Below are 15,895 nucleotides of genomic sequence, written 5' to 3'. Positions count from 1 at the left end.
TTAAAAGCCACGGCGCCGGAAGCGCTTGTCCAGGGCGACGACGAGGGAGGCCAACAGCGCCAGGCCGACGATCCGCAACCACGCCTCTGCGCTGATGGGGGCGGTGTGGAAGAGTTCGTTCATCAGCGGGATGTAGGTGAGGGCCAGTTGGCCGGCTGTCTGGACCATGACGCCGAGGAGCAGCCAGCGGTTGCCGAAGGGCCTTATCCGCCAGGCGGGGCGGGTCAAGGACCGGCAGCTGAAGAGGTAGAACACCTCCACCGCCACGAAGAGGTTCACTGCGGAGGTGCGGGCCTGCGCCACCGATGCGCCGACGGCCGCTTCGTGTTCGAAGAGCCACCAGGCCCCGGCCACCAGCAGGGCCGACACGAGCAGGATCCTAACGGTGAGCGCCCACGTCAGGAGGGGGCGGTCCGGTGCCCTGGGCGGTCGGGACATCAGGCCTTGCTCCTTCGGCTCGAAGGCGAGCATCAGTCCAAGGGCGACGGCGGTGGTCATGTTGATCCAGAGGATCTGGGTGGGCAGGATGGGCAGCGTAGCGCCCAGCAGGATGGCCACGAGGATCACCAATCCCTCGGCCATGTTGGTGGGGAGGGTCCAGACGATGAACTTGGTCAGGTTGTCGAAGACATTCCGGCCCTCTTCGACCGCTGCTTCAATGGTGGCGAAGTCGTCGTCAGTCAGGACGATGTCCGAGGCCTCCTTGGCCACCTCGGTTCCGGTGCGTCCCATCGCGATGCCCACGTTCGCCTGCCGCAGGGCGGGGGCGTCGTTCACGCCGTCACCGGTCATGGCGGCCACGTGCCCGCGGGATTGCAGGGCATCGATAAGGCGAAGCTTCTGTTCAGGCGAAACCCGTGCAAAAACCGTGGCGCGCTCCACGGCATCCGGGAACCGGTCTGCCGGGATGTCGTCCAGCTGGGCCCCCGTCAGGGCAGTTCCGGCATCATGGTCTGCGGCCAGCCCCACCGCCGCGGCCACGGTCACCGCCGTCCGTATGTGGTCTCCCGTGATCATCTTGACGCCCACGCCGGCACGCCGGCAGGCCGCAACGGAGGCCGCCGCGGCCGGCCGCGGTGGGTCATGCATGCCCTGGAGTCCGGTAAAGGTCATCCGGCCCCGCAATTCCATGGTGGAAAGGGGACCGCCGGCCGCGGGGAGGCGCATCATGGCAGTGGCCAGCACCCGGAGCCCGGTGTCTGCGAGCGCGTGTGCGGCGCTGAGCACCGAATGCCTGCGGAGGGGACTGGCGCCGCCGCCGGTGTCCATTTCGTGGCCGCAGAGTTCCAGGACCCGTTCCACGGCGCCCTTGACGAACACCGTTCCGCCGCCGTGGGGGAGCGTTGAAGCGTGCAGTGTTGCCATGAACTGCCGCTCGGAGGTGAACGGCTGCTCGGCCTGCCGCGGGTTGGCGGCCAGGAATTCCCGCACCCGGATGCCGCCTTTCCCTGCCGCCACCAACATCGCTCGCCTCGGTAGGGTCACCCCGAACCTGCCATCCGGACCCCTCGGGCCGGATGGTTGCATCGTTGCAGGCGGCACCACCCAGGAGGGACCAGTACAGGGCAGCATCCCGGTCTGCCGGCCGCGTTGCCGCGCCGGGTGCCTGTCCGCCGGTGCCGTCTCCGGCTGAAGGGATGATGAGGCCCTCCGGTCCGTAGCCGGAACCCGTGACGTCGTACCTGCCCGAGGGCGTCCAGAGCGCCCGGACTGTCATCTGGTTCTCCGTGAAGGTGCCTGTCTTGTCGGAGCAGATCACCGTGGTGCTGCCCAGCGTTTCCACCACTGGAAGCCGGCGGACCACGGCACGGCGGCGGGCCATCCGGCGCACGCCGATGGCAAGCGTTACCGTGACGGCGGCGGGAAGACCCTCCGGAATGGCGCCCACGGCCAGCGCGACGGCGGCGGTGAACATCTGTCCCGGGCGTTCCCCATGTGCCAGGCCGGCGAGGAAGGCTACGGCAGCGAGGGCAAGGATGGCGATGGTGAGCGTGGTGCTGAAGCGTGCCAGCTTCAGGGTCAAAGGTGTGGCCACGGGGCGGACGGCGCCCATGAGGCGGTGGATCTCGCCGAGTTCGGTTTCACCGCCGACGGCGACGACGATTCCTGCGCCGGTGCCGGCGGTCACCAGTGTGCCGCTGTACAGCATGTTCCGCCGGTCGGCCACGGGCGTGACCTGGGGGAGTACCACCTCGTCCTTGGCCACGGGGTCCGATTCTCCCGTGAGCGCGGATTCGTCCACCCGGAGGGCGGACAGGCGCACCAGGCGCAGGTCGGCGGGTACCTTGTCTCCCGCCTCGAGCAGGACAAGGTCGCCAGGGACCAGGTCTTCGGAGGGGACCTGCATCCGTTCGCCGCCACGCATTACGGCGGCATGCGTGCGGACCAGCGAATGAAGGGCATCCAGGGCTGCTTCTGCCCGCACCTCCTGGACGAAACCGATCAGCGTGTTAACCAGGACCACGGCGAGGATGACTGCAGAGTCCAGGAATTCGCCAAGGAACACGGTAACCACGGCGGCGGCCAACAGGACATAGACCAGCGGGTTGTTGAACTGGCGTCCCAGTTTGCGGGCAATGCCTCCACTGTGTGACCGCGGTAGCTCGTTTCTCCCGAATTGGGCACGTCGGCGCTCTACCTCGCCATGGCCCAGGCCCCTGGCGGCGTCCGTTCCAAGCAGGATCACCACTTCGTGGACCGGGAGACCGTGGTGGGCAGGATCCGGAGGGCCGTCCTGCCTCCGGCGGCCGGATCCAGGCTCCGGGCTCCTCAACCGCCCCTTCCCGGTGGTCCGCCGTCGTACTTCACCGGCCGGCACCGCGCTCACCCGCCCCGGACGTTAATTACCGTCTTCGCAGCTGTCCTGGTCAGTGGTTTCCGGCGGCTTCGGAGTGCTCCTCTGGTGTGTGCACCACCAGGACCGGGCAATGGGCGTGGGCCACGATGGCGGAACTTACGGAGCCCAGGAGCAGGCCACCGAACCCGCCGTGCCCGCGGCGCCCCACCACGATCATGTCCGCGTCGCGGCTGGCATCGATCAGCGCTTCACGGGGGTGGCTCCGGATCAACGACGAGGTGACATTTGCCGGCGTCTCCGCTCCGAACGCCTGCACCACGGCCTCGTCCAGGACCTTTCTGGCGCCCTCCTCGAAGCCCTCGATGCCCATCATGACGTAGCCGCTGTACATCTGCGGGTACTCCCAGCAGGCCACTGCCTGGACCTTTGCGCCCAGGGGAGTGGCGAGCCGCTGCGCCTGGCGAAGGGCCTCCACGGATGCTTCCGATCCGTCTACGCCCACCACGATCCTGGCTATTGGTGCCCCGGCAATGCTCATTTCCGCTCCCTTGGTCCGCCCGCTTGCTTTAACCCGCGCTGTCACGCCTATCTTGCCTGCACGAGTGGGACCGGGCCAGGGTCCAAGGTCACGGCGCCCCGGCAGGGGGCACGCCGGCCGGCGGAATGGCCACCCCGGACCATGCCGGTTCGGTTGCGCCCTGGTCCAGCCGGAACGGCGGATATTCGTCCCGCATCAGTGCGGTGTACACCAGGACCCGGTAGATCCAGCGGTCAACGCCGAGGATGAAATCGAACAGCGGGCGCTGGTAGCGGCCCGTGAACAGCAGGATCACTGCCGCTATCAGGACCAGCAGCCCCAGCAGGGACGGGCCCGCTTCCTGGACATATGTCGTCCCGCCGAAGTTGTTTTCCGCCCGCCACCGCCACGTGGTGTTGGTAAAGGCAGCGACCACCAGCAGGTGCGGGATCGACAGCAGCCACCATTTCACCAGGACCAGGCCGCGGGACAGCCGCTCCGGGTAGTCGACGTCAAAGTCGGCGGGGTAATTGGTGCGCTTCAGTGTGAACGGCGGGTACAGGTCGGTGCCGACGGCGGCGTAGGCGTAGAACGCCACCCGCCAGTTCCACCGCATGACGCCCACGTTGAAGTCGAACAGTGCCCGCGGGTAGCGGCCGGTGAACAGGATGCCGAACCCGGCCACGATGGTGGTGATGACGAAGGCGAACCAGAGGAAGAAGAGCAGGATGAAATGCGGAATCGCCAGGAACCACTTCACCAGCCACATCCACCGCGACAGGGCCGGGTCGATGTCCCCGAAGAGCCTTGCGGGGTAGCCGGGGGCACCTGGCACCGGGGTGAAGGTTTCAGAGGGCGGCGCGGCCCCGGGTGCCGGGGGTGCTCCGACCACCGGCGCCGGGTACACAGGTGCGCCTCCCGCCGGCCCGCTGTAGGGAGGCTCACCGGCAGGTGGTCCTGCGGAAGGATGCGCGGCGTGCCGTCCAAGGCCGGACGCCCCCAGGATGATGAGGGGAATGCCGATCACCAAGGCAATGATCCCGCCTACCAGCAGGCCCGTTGCTGCCGGCTGGAAGAGGTCCGAGTGGAAGCCTGCCTGCAGCCGCACATCCACCCCTTGGGAGGCGTCGGCGTTCATCACCACCACTTCCCAGGCGCCGGGCGCGATGTTCCAGGTGAGCTCCTGCTGCCCGGATCCTGTTGCGGAGGCGCTCCAGAAGCGCTGGTCGGCAGGCGGGGTTGCAGGATTGTTGCCCGGAACGTCGCGGTAGTCCGCACGGAAGGGCTGCTGCCGGATGTTCAGCAGCTCCGAGTGATGCACGCCTGACAGGTACTGCTCCACGTCGGCCTGCCGGCCAATGCCAATGAACACGGGCTTGTCCGGCGTTACTGATGCAGCCCGCAGCCTCAGCTTTCCGATGTCAAAGGGCAGCCTGCCGGGAACGTCCTCGCCGATGGCGTCGGCCCGAGGCGAGGTGAGGGCAAAGGAATTGACGGAAAACCGTGACGTACCGGACGTCAGGTAGCCGTCGCCCTGGATGGTTCCCACCGCTGAGGCCACGGCTCCGCCCGCCAGTGCGGCCAAACCGGGGAGCGTGATGAGGATCCCGAGGATCAGCATGATGATGGCAGCGGGCTTTTTCATGGCGTCGAACCTTCGGCGTACGGAATACGGAGTGCCGGCAGGAGGACCGGCAGGCGGTGCAGCCTACATCGTGCGGGCAGCGTCAGTCCGGGTGATGATCACGGGGCACGGAAGGTGCTTGAGGACGCCGTGAGCGGTGGAACCGAGCAGGAGGCGTTTAAAGGCGCCCCGGCCGCGGCTGCCCACCACCAGCAGCCTTGCCCCGGCTGCGGCCTCCACCAGGGCGTCCACCGCGCGCCGTTCGGTATCAAGGCGCTGGTGCACGATCAGGTCCGGGTAGTCTTCCTTGAGCCCTGCCACCGCTTCGGACAGCACCACGCGTTCCTCGTCAGCGATGAGGTCCGCCATGGCTGCGGGCGACAGGCCGGCGTCGATGACAGGATCCGGGACATCAACGGCATAAACGACAGTGAGTTCGTCGCCTTCGCGGTCTGCCTCCGCGGCCGCAAAGGCGACGGCCTGGGTCGACTCGGGGGATCCGTCGATGCCGACCACCACTCCGGCCCTGCCTTCAAGGTCCTGGGTTCCGACGACGGCCACAGGGACTTTGGCGGCAGTGGCCACCTGGAGTGCGCGGTCGGCAAGGGTGCCGCCGAGATGGCCGCTGCCGGAACCGATGACCATCATCGAGGTCCTCTTGGAGTACTTGGCCAGGGATCCACCCACGCTGCCGGTAAGCAACTCTGTTTCAGCGGTGATGGGCACCGTTCCTTCGAGGCGTCCGGCGGCGGTCTTCAGGAGTTCTTCCCCGGCCTGTTGAAGCGTTCCGAACCACGGGTAGGGTTCGGCAACCCACCGGTCGTCCACCACGTGGAGGATCACCAGGGGCAGGTTTGCGCGGTGGGCGCGCCGGGCGGCCCACAGGACGGCGGACTGGCTTTGCGCTGAGTCGTTGGTGCCCACAGCAATGGGTTTCTGGGATGTCATGGCCGCGCTTCCTGCTTGTCTTTAACTGGCTCCTGCCTTTCAAGACTGGCCCGGGTGCCACCGGTGCTCTAGGGCCAGAAGTCACAGAAGCGCTGTTCAGGGCGCATTACGCGCCGGGCGCTGGCGGAGCAATAGGCTCCGGGCCGGGTGTTTCCCTTTCGGCCAGCGTCTTGTAGATGGTCCAGCCGACGGCGGCCAGCGGCACGGCCAGCAGCGCACCGATGACGCCTGCCAGCGTCGCCCCCGCGGCCAGTGCCAGGATGATCACCAGCCCGTGGATCCGCAGGACCCGGCCCATGAAGAAGGGCTGGAGGATATGGTGCTCAAACTGGTTGGCCGCGACCAGGATCACCAAAACCACCAGCGCGGGAACTGGCCCGTTCTCCACCAGGGCCACCAGCACCGCCAGGCTGCCGGCGGTGGTTGCGCCAATAATGGGAATGAAGCCGCCCAGGAAGACCACCGCGGCCAGGGGGACGGCCAACGGAACTTGCAGGATCAGGAGCCCGGCCAGGACGATGATGGCGTCGATGGCCGCGATGATGAGTGTCCCGCGGACGTAGCCGCCCAGCACCACGATGCTGCGTTCGGCCGCCAGGTGCGCCTTTCCTTGGCGGGTCCCGGGGAGGAAGCCGATCAGGAAGCCGCGGATCTTCTCACCGTCCTTGAGGAAGAAGAACAGGACCACGGCAGTCAAGACTGAACCCGCCACGATTTCCCCGGCCGTCCGTAGCCCCGTCAATGCGTCGGCGCCCAAACTTCCTCCCGCCAGGAACTTCTGGAACTCGCTGCGGGCCGCGTCGATCTGGTCACTGATCAGGGCCACGGGACCGGTGGTGATGAATTGCTGCAGTTGGCCAATACCTGCTTCTGCCCGGGCTGCCAGGACGGAGGCCTGCTGCCGGACGAGGGCGATGATTCCGCCGACCACGCCGGCAGCCACCACCAGGATCACCAGGAATGAGGACAGTACGGCCAGGGCGCGCGGCCAGCCCCGGGCTGCAAGCCAACGGACGGCAGGAGCCATCGCCGACGCGAGGATCAACGCAACCAGTACCGGGATGGTGACAAGCGGGACGCGGATGGCGGCCGAGACCACTACCCAGGCAAGCGCCAAAACTGACAATGCCTAGATGGCGCGGATGCTGGCCCGGCCTAATCCATCGGTCCACATAAAGGACATCCGGGCGGTAAAGGACTGGGGCCGGGACGGCTGTGCCGCGGACCCGTCCGGGGACATATTCGGTTTCATGGGATTCTCCTTGCTTGCCCTCACGTTCTGTCCCATTTGCCTGTTCCTTACCCATGACGGTTCACATCCACCCCAGTTCGTCAGTATGCTTACTATTGTTCGCTGTACGACAACGTGAAAGGCATCATCATGACTGAGCAGAACGTCCCTGACGATGAGCTGGAAGTTGTGGAGGAGGACGACGTGCTTCTCGATGAAACTCCCGGCGCGGCATCGTCCCTGGAACTGGACCCCGTGATGGGGGAACCCGACAACTACCCCGGTGCTGCGGAGAACAATCCGGAACGCTGGCGGGAGGACCCCCTGCTGCAGGACGAGGCCGTCTCGGGTGAAGAGGAGGACTTCCTGAGCGACCAGACACTGCGGGACGAAAGCGCCCAGGCCCGCTACCGCGCCGGCGACGAGCAGGTGCCCCCGGATACGCCCACGCTTGGGGAGGCAGCGGCCGATGTCGATTTCGGCGAAAACCCCACCGGTCCTGAAGCGGACGCCAGTGACGACGAGGAAAACTTCGGCGGCTCGCCGCTCAGCCAATTCGAGCCCGACGACCTGGAACGCTAGCAGCTGAAGGTCCGGGCCCGCGGGGTCCGGACCGGTGGGAAGGGAGACAGATGCAATCCAAGGAACTGCTGCTGGAGGCCTTCGACCGGCTCCCGGCCCTCGTCCGCCAAGTTCTGGAGGGGCTCAGCGAGGCGGACCTGCAGCGCCGCCCTGCCGGCAACGGCAACTCCATCGGTTGGCTGATCTGGCACACGGGCCGGGTGGAAGATGCGCAGGTGGCCTCCGCCTTCGGGCTGGAGCAGGTGTGGACGGGAGAAGGCTTTGTATCCCGTTTCGGGCTCCCGCTGGCGGAGCGGGACACGGGCTACGGCCACACAAGTGAACAGGTGGACACCGTCAGGGCGACCGGCGAAGTCCTGCAGGAATACTACGATGCGGTCCACCGGCAGACCGCCAGGGCCCTGCAAGGTATTGATGATCCGGACCTGGACCGTGTGGTCGACAGGCATTGGGACCCGCCCGTAACCCTTGGGGTGCGGCTGGTCAGCATCCTGGGGGACTGCCTGCAGCACCTTGGCCAGGCTGCCTACGCCAAAGGGCTGCATGCGGAGATGGCGGACGCCCCCGGTGCGTGAACTCGTGGTGCTGGGCACGGCCTCCCAGGTTCCTACGCGCACACGGAATCAGAACGGCTACTTCCTTCGCTGGGACGGCGAAGGACTTCTGTTTGACCCCGGCGAGGGCACCCAGCGCCAGATGATCCATGCCGGGGTGTCGGCCAGCCGCATCACCAGGATTTGCCTCACGCACGTGCACGGTGACCACTGCTACGGCCTGCCGGGGGTACTGTCCCGAATGGCCCTGGACGGCGCCGCACACCCCGTTCACCTGCATTACCCGGCCTCCGGAGACCAGGTGGTCCGGGCCCTCTTGGCGGTCAGTTCACCCGGCATCGACCTGCGGCTCCATCCGTACTCCGGCTCCGGCCCCGTGGCGGACGGCCTCGAGATCCGGCCTCTTAGGCACCGCATTGAAACGTACGGATACCTGCTCACCGAGCCTGACGGCCGCACCTTCCTACCGGAGCGGCTGCGGGCGGCAGGAGTCCAAGGGCCCGACGTCGGCACGCTGCAGCGCCAGGGGTACCTCGGAGCAGTCACGGTGGAGGACATGAGCATTCCCAGGCCCGGCCAGCGCTTCGCGTTCATCATGGACACCGCGCCGTGCCCGGGCGCGGAGGAACTGGCCGACGGCACCGACCTGCTGGTCGCTGAGTCGACCTTCAGCGACGACGACGGCGGGCTGGCGAAGCAGTACCTGCACCTCACCGCCGGACAGGCAGGGGAGCTGGCGGCATCCGGAAAGTCCCGGACCCTGGTGCTCACACACTTTTCCGCACGCTATGGCGACGACATGTCCCGGCTTGCGGAGCAGGCGCAGGCACGTGCTGGGGGAACCACCGTCATTGCAGCCCATGACCTGCAGCGCATAGCCGTTCCCCCGCGGCGGCAACCGGAGCGGGAAGCGGCGGGCCATAACGACGGCGATAGGGTTTAAACCATGACGGCAGCAGCTGAATCCACAGTGGCCCTTGATGGCCGCTTCGCACGTGAACTGTCAGAACTCGCTGTTCCCTGGCAGGCCGAGGAAGCCCCCAACCCAGGGCTCCTTGTCCTGAACGAGGAGCTGGCACGGGAGCTGGGACTGGACCCGGAGTACCTGCGCAGCCCCGAAGGTGTACGGCTGCTGGCGGGAAACCATGTTCCGCCTGGCGCCACGCCCGTTGCGCAGGCGTATGCAGGCCACCAGTTCGGAGGATACTCACCCCTGCTCGGGGACGGACGGGCCCTCCTGCTGGGTGAGGTCACGGACCGCAACGGACGGCTCCTTGACCTCCACCTCAAAGGCTCGGGGCGCACGCCTTTCGCCCGCGCCGGGGACGGCCGTGCCGTCGTCGGGCCTATGCTGCGCGAGTACCTCGTCAGCGAGGGGATGTACGCCCTGCACATCCCCACCACCCGTTCGCTCGCAGTCGTGGCAACAGGCCGCCAAGTCCGGCGCGACGACATGCTGCCGGGCGCCGTCCTGGCCCGGGTGGCAAGCAGCCACCTGCGCGTGGGCAGCTTCCAGTACGCGCGTGCCACCGAAAACATGGATCTCCTGAAGCGGTTGGCGGACCACGCCATCAGCAGGCATTACCCGCACGCCGCCGACGCCGACAACCCCTACCTTGAGCTGTTCGCCTCGGTCGTCTCGGCCCAGGCGGAATTGGTGGCCCGCTGGATGCTGGTGGGATTCGTGCACGGGGTCATGAATACGGACAACATGACCATTTCAGGGGAGACCATCGACTACGGCCCGTGCGCGTTCATGGACGCGTTCAATCCCGCAGCCGTTTACAGTTCCATCGACGTCAGCGGCCGCTACGCCTACGCGAACCAGCCGGTTCTTGCTGAATGGAACCTTGCCCGGCTCGCCGAGGCGATGCTGCCGCTCATCCATGAAGCCCAGGAGCAGGCGGTTGCGCCCGCAGTGGAGGTGCTCGGCGGCTTCCGGGGCCACTACAGCAGGGCGTGGACCGGTGGCATGAATGCCAAGCTCGGCCTTGGCAGCCGCGGGGGAAGTGACGAGGAAACCACGTCCGCTTTGGTGGACGGCGCCCTTGCCATCCTGAAGGACGGTCCCGTGGACTACACCCTCTTCTTCCGTAACCTGGGCAAGGCCGCCCGTGGCGACCTTCGTCCGGTGCGCGGCATGGTTCTTGATCTGGCTGCGTTTGATTCCTGGGCGGAGCGGTGGCAGGCACTCGAACCGGACGCGGAGCTGATGGACAACGTCAACCCGGCGTACATTCCCAGGAACCACCTCGTGGAGGAGGCATTGGCCGCTGCCACGGCCGGAGACCTGTCACCCTTGCAGCAGCTTTTGGAGGCAGTCAGTGACCCCTTCACCGAGCGGCCCGGGCTGGAACGCTACGCCGAAGGCGCCCCCGAGGACTTCGGCAACTATATGACCTTCTGCGGGACCTGACGGCTGCGGGGGCAGGCGGCGGATGCGACAGGAGGGCGGCAGCCGGATGACCGGCTGCCGCCCTCCTGTCTAATGCCTGCGCTGTTGGGCGCCTGCGGTGATGCGAAGACTAGGCGACGCGGACCGCTGAGTAGCCGCCGAGCCAGCTGATGGAGTGCACCTGGGTGTCGTAGCCGTTCACGCCACCGCTGACAACCTGGCCGTTGCCGGCGTAAACGCCAACGTGGCCGGAGGTGATGATCAGGTCGCCGGGCGCAGGAGCGCCGACCACGGTGCCGTACTGGAAGAACTGGGTGGGGGCAAGATCGCCAACGGACTTGCCCACCGAGCGCAGCGCCTTCTCAACCATGGCAGTGCAGTCCTGCTTGATGCCCAGCTGGCCGTAGGCGTTTGCCAGGATGGCAGCGCCGGTGCCGCTGCCGGTGGGGGCGGACACGGGGGTGGCCGAGGCGTAGGACATGTTCATGCCGGTGTTGGCCGGAGCGGCGGCTGCGGTCTGCACGGGTGCTGCTGCAGGGGCCGGAGCCGGTGCCGGTGCCGCGGTGTAGCCGGCGGCGGGGATCTGGATCTGGTCGCCCGGGTAGATGATCGAGGACAGGCCCAGTCCGTTGGCGGACAGGACGCTGTTCAGGCTGACGCCATTAGCAGACGCAATGGCACCCAGGGTATCGCCGGAAACTACGGTGTGGACGCTGCCTGCTGCCGCTGCCGGGGCCGCAACAGGTGCGGAGTACGCCTGCACGTTGGTCTTTTCCGTGGTGTCAGGGCCGGTGACACCGGCGTGGGCCGGGGCGCCGACGCCGAAGGCAATGCCGGACGCTGCAGCAACTGCGAGCGCGGGGCGGCCCAGCGAGCGGGCCTGGGACTTGGCTGTCACGGCGAGGCCCTCGAGAACAATGGAGCGGGCCGGAGTTGCGCGGTGACGGGCAGTGGTGGAATTTTTTGACACGGTTGATCGCCTCTCCCATGCCTGCGGGGTGAGCTGTCGGGTTCGGGCTGGAGATACCCGGCCGGAAGCAACCCCGTAATGGACGGAGGCGCTATCGACTTAACCCCAAGGCCACAAGTGGCCGCGGAAACTTGGTTCCCCCGTCCCTGCCAGCTGGAGCGGTTGTATCCCATGATCAGTGGCAGGGCTCGGCATACTGATGGGAATGTCCCGTCTGAGAGGGACACCTGAAGACCATAACCCACATGCGGTGGCATTGTCACATTTGGATAACATACGAGGTTCCCCTCTCGAATTCCGCAAACGTTTGGACGTTACGGCTGTTACCGGTGTCGACCTCGGCTAATAGCCGGGCTTGCAGGATAGGTAACGGCCCGGACACGGACACGGGATGTTTGCCGCGGCTCCATCGCACTGGCCGTTTCCATTCAGGCGCTCCGCGATCCGACCGCTAGGCTGTTTGTATGCCAGATTTCGACCGGTTCCGGGTACTGCTCGAAGAGGAGCGGGCGCGGCGCCTGGAGTTGCTGCCGGCGCTGCGGGCTGACATCCAGGCAGCGAATTCGGCCCGGCAGGACTCCAATGTCGATGACGAGCACGATCCCGAAGGGGCCACGATCGCGTTTGAGCTCTCGCAGGCTTCGGCGCTCCTGAAGCAGAGCTCGGCCGGCCTGGACCAGATTGACGCGGCGCTGGCCCGCCTGGCAGCGGGGACCTATGGAGCCTGCGCCGTGTGCGGGGAGCCCATTGCGGAGGGCAGGCTGGAAGCGCGCCCCTGGACACCGTTTTGTATCCGCCACGCCTCGTCCGGTCGGGGACGATGACTGGCCCTGCGGATGTGGTGTCCGCGGCGGCGGAGTTCGTTGACCGGACCCTCCAGAACGAGGGCGCCTGGTACCGGGCGGACGACGTCGGGAACCGGCTTGGCTGGGTGCTGGACTCTTACGGTTCCTCCATCGGAGCGGTGCGCGGCACGGTGCGCGATGCCCTGCGCAAATTCAAGAACCTGGACCACGACACCACGGTGATGCTTGCGTCCACCCTGTGGGGACAGCCCCGGCCCGGCTCCCGCCCCGTGTTTGAGCGCCGGTTGGCGGCCGTGGTGCTGCTGCAGTCACGGGTGCGGCTGCTCAGGCACTCGGACCTGACCCGGCTGGAAGGCTTCCTTCGTTCTGCCCAGGCTGCAGACCTGATCCAGCCCCTCCTGGGCGACGTCCTGGTGCCGCTGCTGTCCGGCCTCGGGGAGCGCGAGCGGCAGCGGGCCAACGCGGTCCTGGCTCGGTGGCGGGACGACCCCGACCCGCAGCTTCAGGCGGCGGCAGCCGCCCTTGAAAAAGATTTGACCCTTTGACCTCGAAACCGGGAGATCCGCATGAATGAGCACTTTGACCTTGACCGTTTTGTTGCCGCGCAAAACAGCGGCGGCACCTATGACCAGGCGCTGGGGGAGCTGCAGGTCGGCAGGAAGTCCGGCCACTGGATGTGGTTCGTCTTCCCGCAGATTTCCGGGTTGGGGCAGAGCGCAATGTCCCGCAAATACGCCATCTCCTCACTCGCAGAGGCCCGTGCCTACCTGGATCATGAGGTACTGGGGCCGCGGCTCCTGGAGTGCGCCCTGGTCCTGGCCAACCATGCAGACCAGTCCGCGGAGGACATCTTCGGCGGCATCGATGCCAGGAAGCTGCGGTCGTCCATGACACTGTTTCTCCGGGCGGCACCCGGAGAAACAGTGTTCAAGACTGTCCTGGCCCAGTTCTTCGACGGCGAGCCTGACCCTGCCACCGATGAGATCCTGGCTGGCCAGGCCGCTGGCTGACGCCGGGTTGGCGGATCAGCCAGGCCCGGGGAACCGGCTAGGGCGTGGGGCTGCCGCCGTTGACGTTCAGTGTTTCCCCTACCACGTAGCTGGACTCGGGTGAAGCCAGGAAGACGTAGGCGGGTGCCAGCTCCGCGGGCTGTCCTGCCCGGCCCAGGGGAGTCGACTGGCCGAATTCCGGCAGCTGCTCCTTGGGCTGGCCGCTGCTGACCTGCAATGGCGTCCAGATGGGACCCGGGGCCACGGCATTCACCCGGATTCCCTTGGGTGCCAGCTGCTGTGCCAGTCCCTTGGTGAAGTTGTTGATGCTGGCCTTGGTGGTGGCGTAGTCCACCAGGGTGGGGGACGGGTTGTACGCCTGGATGGAGGTGGTGTTGATGATGGTTGAGCCGGCCGGCATGTGCGGGACGGCGGCCTTGGTCAACCAGAACATCGCATACACGTTGGTCTTGAGGGTGTGGTCGAACTGCTCGTCGGTGATGTCCTGCAGGTCCTCCTGGGCCACCTGCTTCCCGGCGTTGTTGACCAGGATGTCCACCCCGCCCAGCACGGCAACCGCCGTATCAACGACTTCCCGGCATGTGGCGGAATCCTTGAGGTCGCCCGGCACCTTGACGGCCTTGCGGCCCGCGGCCTCGATGATCCCGGCGATGCGGGAGGCATCCTCCTCTTCCTGGGGCAGGTAGGAAAGGACGACGTCGGCGCCTTCCCTTGCAAAGGCAATGGCAGTTGCGGCGCCGATGCCTGAGTCCGCGCCGGTCACGATGGCGCGGCGGCCTTCCAGCCGTCCCGTTCCGCGGTACGTTTCTTCGCCCAGGTCAGCCTTGGGTGTCAATTCGGCGTCGAGGCCCGGCTCGGGCTGGTGCTGCTTTGGCGGGGAAATCTTTTCGTAGGCAGTCACGGGATTACGGAAGGTGTACTGGTCAGTCATGGTGGTCCTCCTGTTCGTGCGGACTCGGGCTGGTTCGTCGCCCCGGAAATTGAAGCAGCCTGCGATCCATGGATCACAGTGAGCCAAAAAGCTAAGCATGCTTACCGTTCCCAGCCTAGGCAATGTAACCCCGCCCTGCCAAGCGGTCCTTCGGCGTGGCCGCGTCAGTCCCGCCGTACTTCGACCAGCCTGACCTCCGCCAACCGCCCGCCGTCGACCACGGCTTCCATGAATGTGCAGGAGGGCTGCCGGCGGCGGTCCGTGGGCGACCCGGGATTCAGCAGCCGCAGCCCGTTCGGCGACGCGGTGTCCCAGGGAATGTGGCTGTGCCCGAACACCAGGACATCGGCTTCCGGATACAACGCTTCGCACCGCAGTTCGCGGCCCTTCGCCTGCCCTGTCTCGTGGACCATCGAAAACCGGACGCCCTCCAAGGTCGCGCTGGCCGTTGCAGGAAGGCGGCGGCGCAGCTCCGCGCCGTCATTGTTCCCATACACGCCCAGCAGGCGCCTGCTTCGGCGCTCGAATTCGTCCAGCAGCGCTGCGTCCACCCAGTCACCGGCGTGGAGCACCACATCGGCATTTTCAACGGCCCGCCACACCTGGGCGGGAAGGTCTTTGGCGCGTTTTGGCACGTGGGTATCGGCGATGAGGACAAGGTTCAAGGGCATATCCGCATCCTGCCATGAAGCCCTGTTCCCGCGCCCACCGCAGTCGTACTCTGGGGCTGGGAGGTGATTGCCATGGAGGCAGCCCAAGGCGACCGCATCGTCGTGCACGGAAGGACCGTAGGGTCCTCGGACCGGCACGGGGTGATCCTGGAAGTCCGCGGCGAAGGCGGAAGCCCGCCCTATGTTGTCCGCTTTGACGACGGGCACGAAACGGTCATGTATCCCGGCGGCGATTTCGCCGTCGACCGTGCACACAACACCTGACCGGCGGTGCAAGCGGGACTGCGCCCCGCCGCTCCACCTGTCAGACTGGACGAATGGACCACTTTCCGTACTCCAGCACGTCATCCACCCCACCGCCCCGCTCCGGTCCGCGCGACCCGGGTGACGCCTGGGTGGAAGGGGACCGGGGCCGGTACTGGGGCAGGTTCGGTGCGGCCGGCGTCCTGGCCTACGACCCTGCCAAGGGCGTGCTCCTGCAGCACCGCGCCGTCTGGAGCCACAACGGGGGAACCTGGGGCCTTCCCGGCGGGGCGCTGCATGAAGGCGAAGAAGCGGTGGACGGCGCGCTCCGCGAGGCCTACGAGGAGGCGGCCGTCCCGTCGGAGAGCGTGGAAGTGCTCTTCACCTCGGTCCTGGACCACGGCTACTGGTCCTACACCACCGTGGTGGTGCGGGTGCTGGAGTCCTTCGAGCCCATTATCAGCGATCCCGAAAGCATTGCGCTGCTCTGGATCCCGGTAGCCGAGGTGGATGCCCTGGAGCTGCATCCGGGTTTCGCGGCGGCCTGGCCGGAACTGCTGGCGCGGCTGGATTCCGGAGAGTCCTGGTGAACGGGGAACGCTGCTGAACCCCGGCC

Annotated in this window: 18 protein-coding genes, 2 pseudogenes and 1 riboswitch; of the genes and pseudogenes, 9 read left to right on the top strand and 11 right to left on the bottom strand. The window is 66.8% G+C overall.

Going from position 1 to position 15,895, the window contains the following annotated elements:
• From LFT46_RS11200 to LFT46_RS21155, 8 genes and pseudogenes are all read right to left on the bottom strand, one after another.
• Nucleotides 1-1,089, bottom strand: a complete 1,089-nt coding sequence (locus LFT46_RS11200) for an HAD-IC family P-type ATPase (RefSeq protein WP_272910837.1) — start codon at nucleotides 1,087-1,089, stop codon at nucleotides 1-3.
• Nucleotides 1,090-1,332: 243 nt separating this feature from the next.
• Nucleotides 1,333-1,464: pseudogene (locus tag LFT46_RS21160) on the bottom strand (hypothetical protein); the annotation flags it as partial.
• A gap of 286 nt (nucleotides 1,465-1,750) precedes the next feature.
• Nucleotides 1,751-2,686: pseudogene (locus tag LFT46_RS11195) on the bottom strand (HAD-IC family P-type ATPase); the annotation flags it as partial.
• 181 nt (nucleotides 2,687-2,867) lie between these two features.
• Nucleotides 2,868-3,335 (bottom strand): universal stress protein, encoded by a 468-nt coding sequence (locus LFT46_RS11190; RefSeq protein ID WP_236798515.1) that lies wholly within the window; start codon nucleotides 3,333-3,335, stop codon nucleotides 2,868-2,870.
• An 88-nt stretch (nucleotides 3,336-3,423) separates the two neighbouring features.
• Nucleotides 3,424-4,959, bottom strand: a complete 1,536-nt coding sequence (locus LFT46_RS11185) for a DUF4389 domain-containing protein (RefSeq protein ID WP_236798514.1) — start codon at nucleotides 4,957-4,959, stop codon at nucleotides 3,424-3,426.
• 63 nt (nucleotides 4,960-5,022) lie between these two features.
• Nucleotides 5,023-5,886, bottom strand: a complete 864-nt coding sequence (locus tag LFT46_RS11180) for a universal stress protein (protein WP_236798513.1) — start codon at nucleotides 5,884-5,886, stop codon at nucleotides 5,023-5,025.
• Nucleotides 5,887-5,992: 106 nt separating this feature from the next.
• The gene (locus LFT46_RS11175; protein ID WP_236819600.1) at nucleotides 5,993-7,012 is read right to left on the bottom strand and encodes an AI-2E family transporter; all 1,020 of its coding nucleotides are present in this window, start codon (nucleotides 7,010-7,012) and stop codon (nucleotides 5,993-5,995) included.
• A gap of 3 nt (nucleotides 7,013-7,015) precedes the next feature.
• A complete protein-coding gene (locus LFT46_RS21155; protein WP_272910792.1) occupies nucleotides 7,016-7,138 on the bottom strand; it encodes a hypothetical protein in 123 nt (40 codons plus the stop codon).
• 129 nt (nucleotides 7,139-7,267) lie between these two features.
• Here LFT46_RS21155 and LFT46_RS11170 point away from each other — a divergent pair, with 129 nt between their 5' ends.
• From LFT46_RS11170 to LFT46_RS11155, 4 genes are read left to right on the top strand one after another with little or no spacing between them, the layout of a single operon-like run.
• Entirely contained in the window at nucleotides 7,268-7,699 is a 432-nt protein-coding gene (locus LFT46_RS11170; protein WP_236798511.1) for a hypothetical protein, read from the top strand.
• Between the two features lie 50 nt (nucleotides 7,700-7,749).
• Nucleotides 7,750-8,274, top strand: a complete 525-nt coding sequence (locus LFT46_RS11165) for a mycothiol transferase (RefSeq protein WP_236798510.1) — start codon at nucleotides 7,750-7,752, stop codon at nucleotides 8,272-8,274.
• Complete coding sequence (locus LFT46_RS11160) at nucleotides 8,267-9,196, top strand: ribonuclease Z (protein ID WP_236798509.1); 930 nt, start codon at nucleotides 8,267-8,269, stop codon at nucleotides 9,194-9,196. Before LFT46_RS11165 ends, LFT46_RS11160 begins: the two co-directional genes overlap by 8 nt.
• Nucleotides 9,197-9,199: 3 nt before the next feature.
• Complete coding sequence (locus tag LFT46_RS11155; protein WP_236798508.1) at nucleotides 9,200-10,669, top strand: protein adenylyltransferase SelO; 1,470 nt, start codon at nucleotides 9,200-9,202, stop codon at nucleotides 10,667-10,669.
• Between the two features lie 109 nt (nucleotides 10,670-10,778).
• Here LFT46_RS11155 and LFT46_RS11150 read toward each other — a convergent pair whose 3' ends face one another.
• A complete protein-coding gene (locus tag LFT46_RS11150; protein WP_236798507.1) occupies nucleotides 10,779-11,618 on the bottom strand; it encodes a C40 family peptidase in 840 nt (279 codons plus the stop codon).
• Nucleotides 11,619-11,621: 3 nt separating this feature from the next.
• Nucleotides 11,622-11,792: riboswitch (cyclic di-AMP (ydaO/yuaA leader) on the bottom strand.
• 290 nt (nucleotides 11,793-12,082) lie between these two features.
• On the opposite strand from LFT46_RS11150, the gene LFT46_RS11145 reads away from it, so the two are divergent.
• The 3 genes from LFT46_RS11145 to LFT46_RS11135 are packed head-to-tail and all read left to right on the top strand — an operon-like array spanning nucleotide 12,083 to nucleotide 13,434.
• The gene (locus LFT46_RS11145) at nucleotides 12,083-12,442 is read left to right on the top strand and encodes a TraR/DksA family transcriptional regulator (RefSeq protein WP_236798506.1); all 360 of its coding nucleotides are present in this window, start codon (nucleotides 12,083-12,085) and stop codon (nucleotides 12,440-12,442) included.
• Nucleotides 12,439-12,969, top strand: coding sequence for a DNA alkylation repair protein (locus LFT46_RS11140; protein WP_236798505.1), 531 nt, complete (start codon nucleotides 12,439-12,441; stop codon nucleotides 12,967-12,969). The genes LFT46_RS11145 and LFT46_RS11140 overlap by 4 nt, the downstream gene beginning before the upstream one ends.
• Before the next feature lie 21 nt (nucleotides 12,970-12,990).
• Nucleotides 12,991-13,434: a DUF1810 domain-containing protein gene (locus LFT46_RS11135; RefSeq protein ID WP_236798504.1), complete on the top strand. Its 444-nt coding sequence runs from the start codon at nucleotides 12,991-12,993 to the stop codon at nucleotides 13,432-13,434.
• Nucleotides 13,435-13,471: 37 nt separating this feature from the next.
• Here the strand turns inward: LFT46_RS11135 and LFT46_RS11130 are convergent, their stop codons facing one another.
• Both LFT46_RS11130 and LFT46_RS11125 read right to left on the bottom strand, forming a co-directional pair.
• Complete coding sequence (locus LFT46_RS11130; protein WP_236798503.1) at nucleotides 13,472-14,365, bottom strand: glucose 1-dehydrogenase; 894 nt, start codon at nucleotides 14,363-14,365, stop codon at nucleotides 13,472-13,474.
• Nucleotides 14,366-14,529: 164 nt separating this feature from the next.
• On the bottom strand, nucleotides 14,530-15,036 hold the full coding sequence (locus LFT46_RS11125; RefSeq protein ID WP_236798502.1) for a metallophosphoesterase family protein: 507 nt from the start codon (nucleotides 15,034-15,036) through the stop codon (nucleotides 14,530-14,532).
• A 72-nt stretch (nucleotides 15,037-15,108) separates the two neighbouring features.
• On the opposite strand from LFT46_RS11125, the gene LFT46_RS11120 reads away from it, so the two are divergent.
• Together LFT46_RS11120 and LFT46_RS11115 are read left to right on the top strand one after the other, a co-directional pair.
• The gene (locus LFT46_RS11120; protein ID WP_142133702.1) at nucleotides 15,109-15,300 is read left to right on the top strand and encodes a DUF1918 domain-containing protein; all 192 of its coding nucleotides are present in this window, start codon (nucleotides 15,109-15,111) and stop codon (nucleotides 15,298-15,300) included.
• Between the two features lie 53 nt (nucleotides 15,301-15,353).
• Nucleotides 15,354-15,869, top strand: coding sequence for an NUDIX domain-containing protein (locus LFT46_RS11115; RefSeq protein WP_236798501.1), 516 nt, complete (start codon nucleotides 15,354-15,356; stop codon nucleotides 15,867-15,869).
• The last annotated feature ends 26 nt before the right edge of the window (nucleotides 15,870-15,895 follow it).

It is taken from the genome of Arthrobacter sp. FW306-07-I (assembly GCF_021800405.1).
Lineage (GTDB): Bacteria > Actinomycetota > Actinomycetes > Actinomycetales > Micrococcaceae > Arthrobacter.
The sequence above is the reverse complement of the archived record's forward strand: the minus strand, read 5'-3'. Positions and strand labels throughout refer to the sequence as shown.